This window comes from Actinomadura scrupuli (genome assembly GCF_050971785.1).
Lineage (GTDB): Bacteria > Actinomycetota > Actinomycetes > Streptosporangiales > Streptosporangiaceae > Actinomadura_E > Actinomadura_E scrupuli.
Window position 1 is genome coordinate 1,545,739 of the sequence record NZ_JBPCCU010000001.1, and the last position, 15,259, is coordinate 1,560,997.

The window sequence follows — 15,259 nt, forward strand, 5'->3', positions numbered from 1 at the left end:
GATGATTTCCCAGTTGGTCAGCATCGGGCTTCGCGGGCGCAGAGGCGATTGACGGCTCGGCGGTTAATCGATACACAAGAGAGGACCGGCCCCTGAGGGCCGCGCAGGCGGGAGGCGCCGGTGCCCGAGTCGACATCCGCAGCCGAGGCGGGCCCCCGCCGCGCAGCCAGGCCCGTACGACGGCGCGGGGGACCGAGCGCCGACGTCGTCGTCATCGGCTCGGGGATGGGCGGCGCCACGACCGCCCTGGCGCTGGCCCGCCGTGGCGTGGACGTCCTGGTCCTGGAGCGGGGTGGCCGGCTGCCCAGGGAGCCGGAGAACTGGTCCCCGCAGGCGGTGTTCGTCGACCGCCGGTACCGGCCCGCCGACCGGTGGCTCGACCGGACCGGCAGGGCCTTCCGGCCGGGCGTGCACCACGTGGTGGGCGGCAGTACGAAGGTCTACGGGGCGAGCCTTCCGCGCTTCCGCGAGCGGGACTTCACCGCGGTCGAACACCGCGAGGGCACGTCCCCGGCCTGGCCGTTCGGCTACGCCGACCTGGAGCCGTACTACGCCGAGGCGGAGCGGATCTACCGCGTGCACGGCACCACCGGCGAGGATCCCACCGAGCCGTGGCGCAGCAGCCCGTTTCCGCACCCGGCGCTGGAGCACGAGCCCTACGTCGCCGACCTCGCCGACCGCCTGCGCGCCCAGGGCGTGCACCCGAGTGCGAACGCGATGGGAGTCGACCTCGGTGATGGCGGAGCGTGCGTCCGCTGCCGGACCTGCGACGGCTTCCCGTGCCGGGTGGCGGCCAAGAGCGACGCCGAGATCTGCGCGATCGACCCCGCCCTCGCCACCGGCAACGCCCGGCTGATGACCGGTGTACGGGTGCGCCGCATCGTCGCCGACGCCACGGGCCGGCACGTCGACCACCTGGTCGCCGACGGGCCGGAGGGCACCGTCACCATCACCGGCCGCGCCTTCGTGCTCGCCGCCGGCGCGGTGCAGTCCGCGGCGCTGCTGCTCGCCTCGGCCGACGACCGGCATCCGCGCGGCCTGGCGAACTCCTCCGACCAGGTCGGCCGGAACTTCATGATGCACAACAACGCGCACGTCGCCGCGATCGACCTCGGCCGCCGCAACGACGTCACGTTCCAGAAGACCCTGTCGGTCAACGACTGGTACCACGACGGGGGTGACGGCTTCCCGCTCGGCACCATGCAGCTCATCGGTAAGGTGCAGGGCATCATGATGAAGAGCTGGGCCACCCGCGTCCCGCTCGCCGTGCTCGACCAGATCGCCGGGCGCAGCGTCGAATGGCTCGTCATGGCCGAGGACCTGCCCGCACCGGACAACCGCGTCACCGTCGACGCCGCCGGGACGATCACGACGGCACGGGTGGCCCGGGGCCGCGGCACCCACCGCCGCCTGCACCGGCGGGCCAAGCGCCTGCTGCGCGCCGCCGGTTACGACGCCGTCGCCACCCAGCACTTCGACATCAGCATGAACAGCCACCAGTGCGGGACGGTCGTCGCCGGCACCGATCCGGCCACCAGCGTCCTCGACCCCTGGTGCCGCACCCATGACCTCGGCAACCTCTGGGTCGTCGACGGCGGCTTCTTCCCCTCGTCGGCTGCCATGAACCCGGCCCTCACCATCGCCGCGCAGGCACTCCGGGTGGTGGCCGAGTCCGGCCTGGCGGGCGCTCCGGAAAGTTTCTGAGAAAGAGGGAACCGGCGCGCAACCTCCCTGGTGCCTCATGCGTATTTGTCGGGCGCAAAAGGTTCATGGGCAGAGAGGGAAATATGATGATCAGCCTCAAGGTGGCCTTGGTGTCGGCGGCGGCGGTCGGCACGGTCACCGCCGGTGGTGTCACGTACGCCACGGTCGGCTACTCGCAGGACGGCGTGACGGCCGCGCAGGGCCGGCCGATCCAGGAGAGGTCCGTGCCCGTGAAGCCGGCGCTGCCCGCCCGCCCGGACTGCCTGCCCACCCCCGCGGCGCCGAAGCTCCCCGCCAAGGCGCCCGCGCAGGTCGCGGACAAGGTCCCCGCGCAGGTGACGGACAAGGTCCCGGCGCAGGTGACGGACAAGGTCCCGGCGCAGGTGGCCGGCAAGGTCCCCACGGCCGTTCCCACGTCCCGGCCGGCGGTGAAGGTCCCCGGCCACCTGCCGGCCGGGGTGCCCTCGCAGGCCCCGGCCGCCCCCTGCCTGGGCAAGGTGCCGGCCGGAGTCCCCACGGGCGGCGTGACGGCGCCCGGTGCCCCGACGTCCGTCCCGGCCCCGGCGGTGCCCGGGCCCGAGGTCCCGGCCATGCCGAAGCTCGACTGCTCCCAGGTGCCGTCGGCCGTGCAGGTGAGCGGGGCCGTGCGGTCGCTGGCCCTCCCGATCGGGCTGCGCTACGACTCGGCCCGCACGCACAGCCACACCTTCCAGGGCCGGAAGATCTGTGAGGTCGCGCAGACCTGGAAGGACCGCACGGGCCAGTGGATCCGGCTGGAGCGGTTCACGGGGGAGGCCTCCCTGGACCAGGTCCGGCAGGCGATCAAATTGCCCGAAGCCCAGCCGGTCAGCGTGGGCGGCACTACGGTCTGGGAGTCGCCGCTGGGCTCGGGGCAGGCGCAGGGCAGCGGTGTCATCTGGTCGCCCCGGCCCGGCACGGCGCTGTTCGTCGTCGCCAGCCCGGCCTACCGGCCCCGGCTGCAGGACATCGTCGCCCGCCTGCAGCGGACCGCCGGCTGACGAGGGCCGCGGGCGGCCGCTGAGCGGGGGCCGCCCGCGGCCGGGGGGTCGGCGTATCGGTGCGTAAGGCGGGACAGGCTCGAGGAGAGCGATATGCGGAGGCGGGATGACGAGTCGTTCGTCAGGTTCGTGGCGGAGCGTGGCACCGCGCTCATGTACACCGCCCTGTTGATGTGCAACTCCCGGCAGGATGCCGAGGATGCCCTGCAGACGGCGCTGGAGAAGGCCTACCGGCACTGGGGCCGGCTGGACGGCGACACCGATCCCGAGCCGTACGTCAAGCGGATCCTGGTCAATCTGCTGATCAGCCGGGCCCGCCGGTGGAAGGTCCTCCGGGAGATCCACATGGCCAAGCCGCCGGAGGTGCCGACCGTGGCGCCGATCCACGCCGTGGAACTGCGCGCCGAGCTCATGGACGGACTACGGCACCTGGGACCTCGCCAGCGGGCGGTGCTGGTGCTCCGCTACTGGGAGGATCTCTCGGAAATAGAGATCGCCAAGGTGCTCGGCTGCTCGGTCGGCACCGTGAAGAGCCAGGCCTCCCGGGGGCTGGCCAGGCTCAGAGAACGGCTCGACGTCAACTTGACACCCACGGGGAGGTGAGCGATGGACCTGGAGAGGGAACTGCGGCTGGCCATGGCCGAGCACCTGGACGGAGCGAAGGCTCCGGAGGAACTCGCCACGGCGGTGAGCCGGCGGCACCATCGCAGGGTCGTCCGCATCCGGACGACGGTGGCCGTGGTCGCCGCCGGGGCGGCGGTCGCGGTGGCGGCGCCGACGTATCACGCGGTCAAGGCCACCCCGGCCGGAGGTGAGCGGCGGTTGCCGACCCACCGGCCGGCCGGCCCGTCCCCGGAGCGGGCACGGCCGCCGGCGGCGGGGGTCACCCCGGCCGCGCCCTCGCCCACGGGGCCGGCGGGCGTACCGGCGCCCGCGGCCACGGGGGGCCCGCAGGGCGGCCACCAGCCGAAGCCTTCCGGCCGCCCGGAGTTGTCGAGCCCGTCGTCGTGGGTCACCTACCTGCCGCCCGGTCTGAAGCCGGCCGGTCCCTGCCTGCCCGGCGGGACCGCGGGACGGCCGAGCACCACCTGCCGCTGGTCCCACGGGACCGACTGGTTCACGGTCGACGTCGTCCGGGCCCCCTCGCTGACCCGCCCCGAGGAGCTCGGCGTCGCCTCCGCGCTGGCCCGGCACACGACGGTGCACGGCCACCAGGCGCTCAGCGTGCGGAGCCCCGACGGCGGCGGCCGGACGGTCTGGATCGAACGACCCGGAGTGGGCGTGGTCGTGGTGGTGAGCCGAGCGCTGAACGACCGGCTGCCACGGATCGCGGGTGGTGTCCGGCTAGGCTCCTGACGGCCGTCCGAGCGAGTCGATCCAGCGTTCCAGCCGGTCGCCTTCACGGGTCATGAGCTCGGGGTCGCGGAAGGTGTTGGTGAGCAGCGAGATCCCCTGGTAGGCGGCGATCAGCGCCACCGCGAGGTCGCGGGAGTCGCTCCGGCCCATCGAACGGAACTGTTGCTCGGCCCAGTCGATCAGGCCCTGCATGACCTTGGCGGCGGTGCGGTCGAGGCCGTCGGCGCGTTTGTCGAGCTCCGAGCAGAGGGTGCCGGTGGGGCAGCCGAACCGCGCGGCGAGGTCGCGTTGCCCTACCCAGCCGCCGATGAGCGTCTTCAGCCGGTCCTGCGGGGTGGGGAGCTCGTCGAGTGAGGCGAGCACTGCCCGGAGGCCCTGCGCGTGCGCGTCGATGGCCGCCTCGACGAGGTCGTCCTTGGTCTTGAAGTAGTAGTAGACGTTGCCCACGGGGACGTCGGCCGCCCGTGCGATGTCGGCGAGCGTGGTCTTCTCGACGCCCTGCTCATGCAGCATCCGCACCGCGGCGGCGGTCAGCCGCTCCCGTTTGCCCCGTCTCGTGGCGACCGGGGCGCGCTCGCCATCATTCGAGTCAGTCACCTGACTAACTATAGACAGGGGTGGTCCGGATGGCTATGGTCGTCTTCAGTTAGTCAACTAACTCAGTCGGGAGAAAGCTCCCGGCGTGAGTGACCGCAATCGATGGGGAGAAGTTCATGATCGTAGTGACGGGAGCGACCGGCAACGTGGGCCGGCCGCTGGTAACGGCACTCGCGGCGGCCGGTGAGCGGGTGCTGGCGGTGTCGCGCGGGGTCTCGGGCGCGGCGGTGCCGGAGGGCGTCCGGCACCGGCAGGCGGATCTGGCCGCTCCGGAGAGCCTGCGGCCCGCTCTCGACGGCGCTGACGCGGTGTTCCTGCACGACGGCGGTGCCGGTGCCCACCTGCTGAGCCCGCAGGACATCCTCGACGTGGCGAAGGCCGGCGGCGTCCGGCGGATCGTCCTGCTGTCCTCCCAGGGAGTCGTCACCCGGCCGCGGTCGTCCTCCCATGGGGGCACCGGGCGGTCCCTCGAGGACGCCGTCCGGCGGTCGGGGATGGACTGGACGATCCTGCGGCCCGGTGGCTTCGACTCCAACGCCTTCGCGTGGGCCGGGACGATCCGCGAACGGCGTACGGCCGCCGCACCGTTCGGCGACACCGGGCTGCCGTTCGTCGACCCGGCGGACGTCGGCGAGGTCGCCGCCGTGGCGCTGCGCGAGGACGGTCACGCCGGGCAGGTCTACGAGTTGACCGGGCCCGCCCTCAGCACGCCCCGGCAACGAGCCGAGGCGATCGGCGACGCGCTCGGTGAGCCGATCCGGTTCGCCGAGCAGACCCGCGAGGAGGCCCGCGCGCAGATGCTGCAGTTCATGCCCGAGGCCGTGGTCGAGACCACCCTCGCCATCATGGGCGAGCCCACGCCCGCCGAGCAGCGGATCAGTCCCGACGTCGAGCGGGTCCTCGGCCGCCCGCCCCGTACGTTCGCCGAATGGGCGGTCCGCAACGTCGCCGCCTTCAGCTGACCCGCCGGGGGTGAGGTTCCGCCGGTCCGGGGGCACCGGAGGCCCCTGGTCAGCCGGGGTGGATCTCGCCTCCGGCGGGCACCAGGTTCTGGCCGGTGTAATAAGAGGACAGCCGGTCGGCGGCGAGGAAGACGTAGGAGGGCGCGATCTCGTCGGGCTGGGCCGCGCGGCCCATGGGGGCCTGCCCGCCGAACTTCTCCACCTTCTCCTCGTCGAAGGTCGCCGGGATCAGCGGAGTCCATACGGGCCCCGGCGCGACGCAGTTGACCCTGATCCGGCGCTCCATGAGGTGCTGTGCCAGGGACTGGGCGAAGTTCATCACGGCCGCCTTGCTGGCGGCGTAGTCGATGAGGGATTTGTTGCCGCGCAGCCCGTTGATGGAGCCGGTCAGGATGATGGAGGAGCCCTCGCCCAGGTGGTCGAGGGCGGCCTGTACGAGCCAGAACATGCTGAGCACGTTGACGTCGAAGGTGCGGCGCAGCTGGTCGGTGCCGATCTCGCGCAGGTCCTTGACCGGCTCCTGGGTGCCGTGGTGCAACACCAGCAGATCGAGGCCGCCGAACTCCCGTGCGGCATGGGCGACCACTTCGCGGCAGTGCCGCTCCTCGGCGAGGTCCCCGCCGAGGCTCAGGCACCGGCGGCCTTCCTGCTCGACGAGTTTGGCGGTGTGCTGGGCATCGGAGTCCTCGCTGAGGTAGGTGATCGCGACGTCGGCGCCCTCCTTCGCGAAGGCGACCGACACCGCCCGCCCGATACCGGAATCACCACCGGTGACCAGGGCACGCCTGCCCTCGAGAAGGCCGCGCCCGGTGTAGTCGCGCATCTCGTCCTGGGGCTCGGGCGTCATCTCGCCGGTGCGCCCTGGATACTCCTGGCTCTGTGCGGGTCGCTCTCCCATCAGTCCCTCCTCGATATCCGACCCGTGGCGGGCGCCCCCCGCGCCCCCCACCGGGGGCCGGGGCACCCCCCGGGGGGGCGCCCCCGCGGCCCGCCACGGGAGGCCGGGTCACCGCAGGTGCTTCGCCCTGACCCTGGCGGCCTTGGCCCGGGCCTTCGCGGTGGTGACCCCCGCCTTGGCCTGCCGCTGGACCTGACGGCGGGCGACCTCGGCCTGCGTCCTCGCGCCCCCGCGTACGGTCTTCAGCTGGGACTTGGCCGCGCGGGCCGCGCGCTGCCACGGGCTGACGTTACGGCGGACCCGGCGGCGCCACGCCCAGACCAGCGCCGCACCCGCCGCGACCGCGGCCGCGGCACCGGACAGGCGCGCCACCCGTGCCGCCTGCGGCGAGCCCGTCGTCTCCTTCGCCTTGGCGGTGACGTCGGAGATCTTGTCGTGCACCTGCCGGCCGGCCTCCGCCGCCTTGATCTTCGCGGTCTGCGCGGCCTGGCCCGCCTGCTCGCCCGCCGCGGCCTTCACCTCGGCCACCTTGCCCTTGGCGCGGGCCTTGACGTCGCCCTTGGCCGCCAGGGCCTCGACGGTGTCGCCCAGCTCCGCGCGGGTCGCCGCGATGTCCTCCCGCAGGCGTTCGGTCTCCTGCGGCTCTCCGGACCGGGGGGTCCCGCCCTTGGTCGGTTCACCGGTGCCCCGGGACGGGGTGGAGGAAGTGCTCATCGATGTGCCCTCTCTCTGATCTCATGGATGTCGGCCTTGGCGCTGTCGGCCGCCTGCTCGGGGATCGGCGGGAGCGCCTGGGAGAGCTGCTTGCGGCCCGTCAGCCCCAGGATCCCGGCGATGACCAGCAGGACCACCCCCACGATGAGCGCCGCGGCCCAGACCGGCATCGCCAGCGCCAGCGCCGCGATGACGGCCGCGACGACGGCTCCGCCCCCGTACGCGGCGACCACCCCGGCGCCGCCGAACAGTCCCGCGCCGAAGCCCGCGTGGCGGCCCTTGCCCTTGATCTCGGCCACGGCCAGCCGCAGCTCGGCCCGGATCAGCTCGGAGATCTGCTGGGAGGCCCGGTTGACCAGCTCGCCGACCCCCGCGTCCGGGGTCGCCCCCGGCCTGCGCGCCGTCCGGCCGAAGTCCCGCCCCTGGATCCCGGTTGTCGGCTCTCGTGCACCCATTTCGCTCATCTCCCCCCGCTCGACTGGCCTGTGAGCATCTCCTTTACGCCCTTCCCGCCAGTACGGCCCCTAATCGAGCCGCCCCACGGCGGTCCGGGCTCCGCGGCCTGGCCTGCGGTGGACCGCCCACGGCTCACGCGTCCTTGAGAAGTTCGGTGCGCAGGTAGGCCAGGCTGCGGGACAGGAGCCGGGAGACGTGCATCTGGGAGATCCCGAGCTGCTCGGCGATCCGCGACTGGGTCTGGTTTCCCCAGAAGCGCAGCAGCACGATGGTGCGGTCCCGGTCGGGGAGCCGGTCCAGGAGCGGTCGCAGCGCGGCCTGGTCGACGATGCCGGTCACGCCGTCGTCGTCGGAGTCGAGCATGTCGCCCAGGGTGCGCCCGTCGGCCTCGCCGACCGGGGTGTCGAGGGAGGCCGGCTGGTAGGCGTCGGTGGCGCCGATGACGTCGATGACCTCCTCCTCGGTGATCTCCAGCAGCGTGGCGATCTCCGCCACGGTCGGGGCGCGCCCATGGGCGTTGGTGAACTCCCGGATCGTCTCCCGCATGGTGATGCGCAGTTCCTGCAGCCGGCGCGGCACCCGGATGAGCCAGGTGCGGTCCCGGAAGTGATGCTTGACCTCCCCGCTGACCATGGAGGCGGCGTAGGCGAGAAACCGTTCACCTCGCTGCGGATCGAACCGGTCGATCGCGTTGATGAGCCCCAGCAGCCCGGCCTGCTCGATGTCCTCCAGCGGTTCGCCCCGGCCGGCGTACCGGCGGGCGAGGCTGCGGACGAACCAGGTGTGCGCCTCGACGAGCTCGGTGCGCAGGCGCTCCCGGCGCCGGTCGCCCTCCGGGAGGGCGGCCATCTCGGCCAGCAGCGCCTCGGCCCGCCCCTCCGGGGGCGGCAGCGGCTCACCGGCGGGGGCGACCTGGCTCACCGGCTCTGACGCCGGGACGGGGAACGCGGAATCGGGCGGAAGCTGCGAGACCATGACGGGAGATTCCCCTCGGATGACTGCGGCGGCGCACCGCTGATGGCAAGCCGCAAGGTCAGGGCAGCTTCTTTACCCTGCCCTCAGAGTCCCTCAGAGCGGCGAGTCGCGCAACCCGTCGAGGCCCAGGGCGGGCGGCCGCGGCCGAAGGTCCAGGTCAGCCGGAGCGGGGCCGTCGCTACGATGAGAAACCCTGTCTGATTCCCCCCATATCCACCGAGGACGAGCCCGCCATGCCTGCCGACCGTCACGCGGCGCCGCCCCCCGGCCGCGCCGCCGCCGAGATCCTCGCCGAACTCCGGGCCCTGCGTTCCGGTGACGCGCCGACCCGTGGCGGCCGCACGTTCGCCTACGTCTACGACGCGGGGCTGGACGGCCTCGATGAACTCGCCGCGGACGCCTACGCGGTCTACGCCACCGTCAACGGGCTGGACATGACGGTCTTCCCCAGCGTCGCCCGCCTGGAGAACGACCTGGTCCGCACGGCCGCCGCCCTGCTCGGGGCACCCGGCGCGCAGGGCACGTTCACCAGCGGCGGCACCGAGAGCATCCTGCTCGCCGTGAAGACCGCCCGCGACCAGGCCCGGGCCACCCGCGGGGTGACCGCGCCCGAGCTGGTGCTGCCCGCCACCGCCCACGCCGCCTTCCACAAGGCCGCCGCCTACCTCGGCGTGCGGCCCGTCGTCGTCCCCGTCGACCCGGGCACCTACCGCGCCCGTCCCGAGGCCCTCACCGCCGCGATGACGGATCGTACGGTCCTGGTGGTGGCCTCCGCCCCGTCGTACGCGCACGGGGTCATCGACCCCGTCGAGGAGATCGCGGCGAGCGCCGCCGAACGCGGGATCCTGTGCCATGTGGACGCCTGCATCGGCGGCTGGATCCTGCCCTACCTGCGTCGTACCGGCCGCAAGGTGCCCGCCTTCGATCTCACCGTGCCCGGTGTCACCTCGCTCTCGGTCGACCTGCACAAGTACGGTTACGCCGACAAGGGCGCCTCCGTGGTGCTCTACCGCGACGCCGAGCTCCGCCGGTACCAGTACTTCGCGCACGCCGGCTGGCCCGGCTACCCCGTGGTCAACCCCACCGTGCAGGGCACCAAGTCGGCCGGCCTGCTCGCCCAGGCCTGGGCCGTGCTGCAGGCGATCGGCGAGGACGGGTACGTCGCGCTGGCGGAGCGGGTGGGCGCCGCCTCCGACCGTCTCCTCGCGGCGCTGCACGGTACCCCCGGCCTGCGGGTGCTCGGCGAGCCGTCGGCCGGCCTGGTGGCCTTCACCGTGCGGGACGGGTCCGGCCGGCCAGACCTGAGCCTGGTCCTGCACCTGGCCGACGAGATGCGCGAACGCGGCTGGTATCTGCAGCCGCAGCTCTCCTTCGACGACCTGCCGCCCAATCTGCACCTGACCCTCACCCCGGCCACCGTCGACCGGATCGACGCGCTGCTGGCCGATCTGGAGCAGGCGCTCGCCGCGGCGCGGGCGCTTCCCCCGGTGGCGGTCGACCCGGCGGTGGCGGCCTTCGCCGCCGACCTCGACCCGGGCACGCTCGGGCCGGAGGAGGTCGCGGCCGTGCTGGAGTTCGGCGGGCTGGACGCGGGCTCCGGGCTGCCGCGCCGGATGGCGCCGGTGCTCACCCTGCTCGACGCGCTCCCCGGGCCGCTGAAGGAGCGGCTGCTCGCCGAGTTCGTAGGGTCGATCTTCCGCATCTGACCGGCCCGCGGGACCGGGGTGCGGCCATGACCTCGGGTGTTCCCGGGCGGATGGCCTGATACCACAGGGACGCCTCGGAAGTCATGCGAATCACGGCCAGTAGAGGTTTGGCCGTTGTCGGCCAAAACTCTGGCACACCTCAGTACTGGACATTTGATGCCTTGAACCTCTCTCATGTCTCCATTGCCAGATTGTTAGCTGGCACTTGGATTCTCATGGAGGTGTGCAGTGCGGCGCGCCATCGTCTTCGCCGCTTGCGCCGCCGTCACGGCGGCGCTCGCGTTTCCCGCACAGGCGGGATCGAGCAGTACGAGCAGTGCACGAGGACAGACGAGCGAGTATGTCGTCCTCTATAAGGAAGGCGTGTCCCTGGAGAAGGCACACGCGGCCGTGAAGGCCGCGGGAGGGACGATCGTCCGGGAGAACACGGCGATCGGGCTGGCCACCGTACGCTCGGCGAACACCACGTTCCTCAGCTCCGCACGCCGCCAGGCCGCGGTCGAGGGCGCCGCGACGGACCGGGCCATCGGAAAGGCACCCAAGCTCAACCGGGTGGCCATGCCCAAGCACAGCGCCGTCGAGAAGGAAGGCCGCGACGGTGGCGGCACCGCCGGCGGAAAGGTGCAGGGAGAGCCGCTGTCGGAGCGCCAGTGGGACATGAAGCAGATCCACGCCACCGCGAACGGCTCGTACGGGGTCGAACAGGGCGACCGCCGTACGCTCGTCGGGGTCATCGACACCGGCATCGACGGCTCGCACCCTGACATCGCGCCCAACTTCAACCGCGACCTGAGCCGTAACTTCACCACCGACATCCCGGTGGACGCCAACGGCGCCGAGGTCGACGGGCCGTGCGAGCACCCGTCCTGCGTCGACCCGGTGGACGAGGACGACAACGAGCACGGCACGCACGTCGCGTCGACCATCGCGTCCCCGCTCAACAAGCTCGGCATCGCGGGCGTCGCGCCCAAGGTCACGCTGGTCAACGTGCGGGCGGGCCAGGACTCCGGCTACTTCTTCCTGCAGCCGGTGGTGGACGCCCTCACGTACTCGGCGGACGCCGGGATCGACGTGGTCAACATGAGCTTCTACACCGACCCGTGGCTGTTCAACTGCGCGAACAACCCCGCCGACTCACCGGAGGACCAGGCCGAGCAGCGGACGGTGATCAGGGCCTCGGAGCGGGCGCTGGCCTACGCGCACCGGCGTGGTGTCACGCTTGTCTCGGCGGCCGGCAACGGGGCCACCGACTACACCAAGACCATCACCGACACCTCCAGCCCCGACTACGCCAGCGTGCCGGGCGAGGTCGCCTACACCCGGACGATCCCGCCGAGCTGCGTCTCCGAGCCGAGCGAGGGCAAGGACGTCATCTCGGTGTCCGCGCTGGGCATCAGCACCCGCAAGTCGTACTACTCCGACTACGGGAACGGCTACGTCGACGTGTCCGCGCCCGGCGGGGACACCTACGACACCGCGGACGGCAAGCGCGACGTGACCAAGGCGATCCTGGCCGCCTACCCCGAGTCGCTGGCCCGCGCCCGCGGTCAGCTCAACCCCGACGGCACGCCGAACGTCCCGTTCGTCGTCCGCGACTGCCGGGGCGGCACCTGCGGGTACTACCAGTACCTGCAGGGCACGTCGATGGCCTCGCCGCACGCGGTGGGCGTCGCCGCGCTGATCATCAGCCGGTACGGGCACCGCGACTCGCACGGCGGGTGGACCCTCGCTCCCGACAAGGTGCAGCAGATCCTGCAGGGCACCGCGACCGAGCACGCCTGCCCGACCCCGAGGGACTTCACCTACACCCGGTACGTGCTCCAGCCGGACGGGACGTACGCGACGGTCACCGCGACCCACACCTGTGAGGGCTCGCGGGACTCCAACGGGTTCTACGGCAAGGGCATCATCGACGCCCTGGGGGCGGTCACCCGCTGATCCTCGCCCGCCTCACGCGACGGCGTGCCGGTCACCTCGACCGGCACGCCGTCGTGCTCATCCGGGAGACGACGCCGCCTCGGGCGTCCGCCCGGGCCGGGTGTGAGAATCGGAGGAACAAGGTGCGGTCCGGTCGCGGGCGGATGTCCGGGCCGGGCCCGTGGTCCCGACGTCTCCGGTGAGAGGCACCCGACGGGTGCCGGAGGAGAGGAGAGATCGTGAAGTACATGATCTTGATGTACGGCTCGCAGCGGGACTACGACGCGCTGGCCGGGAAGGCCGGCGATCTGCCTGCCTGGTCCGCGGAGGACGTCGCGGCGATGGGCGCGTTCATGGAGTCGTTCACCGGAGACCTGGTGGAGTCCGGGGAGCTCGTCGACACGCGCGGCCTGACCGCTCCGGTCCACACCAGGAGAATCCAGCTGAAGGACGGTGTTCCCGTCGTGACGGACGGGCCGTACCCCGAGACCCAGGAGGTCCTCGCCGGGTTCTGGATCGTGGACTGCGAGAGCTTCGACCGGGCGACCGAGATCGCCGCCCGGATCTCGAACTGCCCGAGCCCGGGCGGCGTCTACGCGGACAACGTCGTGGACGTACGGCCGGTCGCCGAGTCCCGGGCCGAGATGGACGTCTGATCGCACGTGCCCGGCACCGACATCGAGGACCTGCTGCGCCGGCTGGCGCCGCAGGTCCTCGGCGCGGTGGTACGGCGGTACGGGCATTTCGACACGGCCGAGGACGCGGCGCAGGAGGCGCTGGTCGCGGCGGCCCTGCAGTGGCCGGAGGACGGCCTACCGGATAACCCGCGCGGCTGGCTGATCACCGTCGCCTCGCGCAGGCTGACCGACCTGCTGCGCAGCGAGCAGGCCCGGCGGCGCCGTGAGGACACCGTCGCCGGCTGGGCCCTGCCCGGCCGGCCGGAGCCCGCCGCGGACGCCCCGGCCGCGGAGGCCGACGACACGCTCATCCTGCTGTTCATGTGCTGCCACCCCTCGCTGTCACCGGCGTCCCAGATCGCGCTCACCCTGCGCGCGGTCGGCGGGCTGACCACGGCCGAGATCGCCCGCGCGTTCCTGGTGCCGGAGGCGACCATGACCCGGCGCATCAGCCGGGCCAAGCAGAGCATCAGGGACAGCGGCATTCCGTTCCGCATGCCCTCGGGCCCGGAGCGCACGGAACGGCTCGGCGCGGTCCTCCACGTGCTCTACCTGATCTTCAACGAGGGTTATGCCAGTACGTCGGGGCCGAGCCTGCAGCGGGGTGAGCTGGCGGCCGAGGCGATCAGGCTGGCCCGCGTCGTGCACGGGATCCTGCCCGGCGACGGTGAGGTGACCGGGCTGCTCGCGCTCATGCTGCTCACCGACGCACGCCGGCCGGCGCGGACGGGGCCGGACGGCGCGTTGATCCCGATGGCCGAGCAGGACCGGCGGCTGTGGCACGCCGGCCGGATCGCCGAGGGCGTGGCGCTCGTCACCGGCGCGCTGCCCCGGGGAGCCACCGGCCCGTACCAGCTCCAGGCGGCGATCGCCGCCCTGCACGACGAGGCGCCGGGCGCCGAGGCGACCGACTGGCCTCAGATCACGGCACTGTACGAGCTGCTGCTGCGGATCTCCGACAATCCCGTGGTGAGGCTGAACCACGCCGTCGCGGTGGCCATGGCCAGGGGCGCGCACGCGGGCCTCGACCTGCTCGGCGGGCTGGAGGCCGACGAGCGGATCGCCGGAGACCACCGGCTGCACGCCGTCCGCGCGCACCTGCTGGAGATGGCCGGTGACCGCGCCGGGGCGCGGGAGTCCTACCTGGCCGCGGCCGGGCGGACGACCAGCTTTCCGCACCAGCGCTACCTCCACGCCAGAGCCGCCCGCCTGACCGGCGACCAGTGAGCCGTCCGCCGCCGGCGGCGCCCCGGACCGCTCAGCTCCAGGCCGTGCCCGCCACCTGCCTGGTGGCGGCGTTGAGCCGGTTCCAGGCGTTGACGGAGGCGATGGAGATGAGCAGGGCCGCGAGTTCCCGCTCGTCGTAGTGCCGGGCGGCCTCGGCCCAGATCTCGTCCGGCACCGGGTCCGCCCGGTCGCCGAGCCGGGTGACGGCCTCGGTCAGCGCGAGCCCGGCGCGTTCGGCCTCGGTGAAGTACGGCGTGTCCCGCCAGGCCGCCACCGCGAGGAGGCGCTCGGCGGACTCACCCGCCTTGTTCAGGTCGCGAGCGTGCATGTCGACGCAGACCCCGCAGCCGTTGATCTGGCTCGCGCGCAGGTGGACGAGGTCGAGCAGCTGCTTCGGCAGGCCGATCCTCTCCGCCGACTCCGACAGGGCCACCAGGGCCTTCATCGCGCCGGGCACCACCATCGCCGGGTGGCCCATCCGTGCTTCCATGAGTGTTCTCCCTCTTACCTCGGCCTCACCTCGGCCGCGTTTCCGGTCGGTGTCATGACCCGGCGCGACGAGCGAATGTGACCGAGGACGAGAGAGGCTCCCGCGGGTCGTCAGGAGGCGGCCTGCCCGAGCTCCTCCTGCTCGTGCACGGACCGGTTCTCGATGCCGACGACGTGGTCGCCCGCCTTGTCGATCGCGCGGAGCAGTTCGTCGAGCTTGAGGGCGGTGGCATGGGACTGCCGGTTGGTGGCGTGCTGGATGACGAACACCATCGACAGAGTGATCGCGGCAGAGGTCTCGGTCAGTACCACCTGCCACCAGTGCGGGAACCCGGTGAACACCCCCAGGACCAGCCAGACGACGACGAACAACGCGCTGATCGCGGCGGGAACCACCGATCCGGCCCACGCCGTCAGTCTCCGCGCCAGGCGGGAGAACCGTTCCTTGCCGTGATGGCGGACGTCCTCCCCGGCGCCCTGCAGGACGTCCCTGGTCCTGGCGGGGCGGCCGGCGGCTTCAGTGGTCGTCGGTTCTGGCTCGGTATCAGCGGCTGTGCTCATA

At 72.5% G+C, this 15,259-nt stretch carries 16 protein-coding genes; 9 read left to right on the forward strand and 7 right to left on the reverse strand.

Going from position 1 to position 15,259, the window contains the following annotated elements:
- Positions 1-120 precede the first annotated feature (120 nt).
- The 4 genes from ACRYCC_RS07050 to ACRYCC_RS07065 all read left to right on the forward strand — a co-directional run bounded on the left by ACRYCC_RS07050 (position 121) and on the right by ACRYCC_RS07065 (position 4,079).
- Positions 121-1,704, forward strand: a complete 1,584-nt coding sequence (locus ACRYCC_RS07050) for an FAD-dependent oxidoreductase (protein WP_433809759.1) — start codon at positions 121-123, stop codon at positions 1,702-1,704.
- 83 nt (positions 1,705-1,787) lie between these two features.
- Positions 1,788-2,723 (forward strand): hypothetical protein, encoded by a 936-nt coding sequence (locus tag ACRYCC_RS07055; RefSeq protein WP_433809760.1) that lies wholly within the window; start codon positions 1,788-1,790, stop codon positions 2,721-2,723.
- A gap of 93 nt (positions 2,724-2,816) precedes the next feature.
- Positions 2,817-3,326 carry a SigE family RNA polymerase sigma factor gene (locus ACRYCC_RS07060; protein WP_433809761.1) on the forward strand — a complete coding sequence of 170 codons (510 nt, stop codon included), beginning with the start codon at positions 2,817-2,819 and terminating at the stop codon, positions 3,324-3,326.
- A 3-nt stretch (positions 3,327-3,329) separates the two neighbouring features.
- A complete protein-coding gene (locus ACRYCC_RS07065) occupies positions 3,330-4,079 on the forward strand; it encodes a hypothetical protein (protein WP_433809762.1) in 750 nt (249 codons plus the stop codon).
- Here ACRYCC_RS07065 and ACRYCC_RS07070 read toward each other — a convergent pair.
- Positions 4,068-4,676, reverse strand: coding sequence for a TetR/AcrR family transcriptional regulator (locus ACRYCC_RS07070; protein ID WP_433809763.1), 609 nt, complete (start codon positions 4,674-4,676; stop codon positions 4,068-4,070). The genes ACRYCC_RS07065 and ACRYCC_RS07070 overlap by 12 nt on opposite strands.
- Positions 4,677-4,792: 116 nt before the next feature.
- Here ACRYCC_RS07070 and ACRYCC_RS07075 point away from each other — a divergent pair, with 116 nt between their 5' ends.
- Positions 4,793-5,638, forward strand: a complete 846-nt coding sequence (locus tag ACRYCC_RS07075; protein ID WP_433809764.1) for an NAD(P)H-binding protein — start codon at positions 4,793-4,795, stop codon at positions 5,636-5,638.
- A 49-nt stretch (positions 5,639-5,687) separates the two neighbouring features.
- Here the strand turns inward: ACRYCC_RS07075 and ACRYCC_RS07080 are convergent, their stop codons facing one another.
- From ACRYCC_RS07080 to ACRYCC_RS07095, 4 genes are all read right to left on the reverse strand, one after another.
- Entirely contained in the window at positions 5,688-6,536 is an 849-nt protein-coding gene (locus tag ACRYCC_RS07080) for an SDR family oxidoreductase (protein WP_433809765.1), read from the reverse strand.
- A gap of 108 nt (positions 6,537-6,644) precedes the next feature.
- Positions 6,645-7,250 (reverse strand): DUF3618 domain-containing protein, encoded by a 606-nt coding sequence (locus ACRYCC_RS07085; RefSeq protein WP_433809766.1) that lies wholly within the window; start codon positions 7,248-7,250, stop codon positions 6,645-6,647.
- Positions 7,247-7,705 (reverse strand): phage holin family protein, encoded by a 459-nt coding sequence (locus ACRYCC_RS07090; RefSeq protein ID WP_433809767.1) that lies wholly within the window; start codon positions 7,703-7,705, stop codon positions 7,247-7,249. The genes ACRYCC_RS07085 and ACRYCC_RS07090 overlap by 4 nt, the downstream gene beginning before the upstream one ends.
- A 133-nt stretch (positions 7,706-7,838) precedes the next feature.
- Entirely contained in the window at positions 7,839-8,681 is an 843-nt protein-coding gene (locus ACRYCC_RS07095) for a SigB/SigF/SigG family RNA polymerase sigma factor (protein ID WP_433809768.1), read from the reverse strand.
- Between the two features lie 233 nt (positions 8,682-8,914).
- Between ACRYCC_RS07095 and ACRYCC_RS07100 the strand changes: the two genes are divergently transcribed.
- The 4 genes from ACRYCC_RS07100 to ACRYCC_RS07115 all read left to right on the forward strand — a co-directional run bounded on the left by ACRYCC_RS07100 (position 8,915) and on the right by ACRYCC_RS07115 (position 14,208).
- Positions 8,915-10,387 carry a pyridoxal phosphate-dependent decarboxylase family protein gene (locus ACRYCC_RS07100; protein ID WP_433809769.1) on the forward strand — a complete coding sequence of 491 codons (1,473 nt, stop codon included), beginning with the start codon at positions 8,915-8,917 and terminating at the stop codon, positions 10,385-10,387.
- Positions 10,388-10,750: 363 nt separating this feature from the next.
- Positions 10,751-12,325, forward strand: coding sequence for a S8 family peptidase (locus tag ACRYCC_RS07105; protein ID WP_433809770.1), 1,575 nt, complete (start codon positions 10,751-10,753; stop codon positions 12,323-12,325).
- A gap of 227 nt (positions 12,326-12,552) precedes the next feature.
- Positions 12,553-12,960 carry a YciI family protein gene (locus ACRYCC_RS07110; protein ID WP_433809923.1) on the forward strand — a complete coding sequence of 136 codons (408 nt, stop codon included), beginning with the start codon at positions 12,553-12,555 and terminating at the stop codon, positions 12,958-12,960.
- 6 nt (positions 12,961-12,966) lie between these two features.
- Positions 12,967-14,208, forward strand: a complete 1,242-nt coding sequence (locus tag ACRYCC_RS07115; protein WP_433809771.1) for an RNA polymerase sigma factor — start codon at positions 12,967-12,969, stop codon at positions 14,206-14,208.
- Between the two features lie 31 nt (positions 14,209-14,239).
- Here ACRYCC_RS07115 and ACRYCC_RS07120 read toward each other — a convergent pair whose 3' ends face one another.
- Both ACRYCC_RS07120 and ACRYCC_RS07125 read right to left on the reverse strand, forming a co-directional pair.
- Positions 14,240-14,698: a carboxymuconolactone decarboxylase family protein gene (locus ACRYCC_RS07120; RefSeq protein WP_433809772.1), complete on the reverse strand. Its 459-nt coding sequence runs from the start codon at positions 14,696-14,698 to the stop codon at positions 14,240-14,242.
- 110 nt (positions 14,699-14,808) lie between these two features.
- The gene (locus tag ACRYCC_RS07125) at positions 14,809-15,258 is read right to left on the reverse strand and encodes a low affinity iron permease family protein (protein ID WP_433809773.1); all 450 of its coding nucleotides are present in this window, start codon (positions 15,256-15,258) and stop codon (positions 14,809-14,811) included.
- Between the last annotated feature and the right edge of the window lies 1 nt (position 15,259).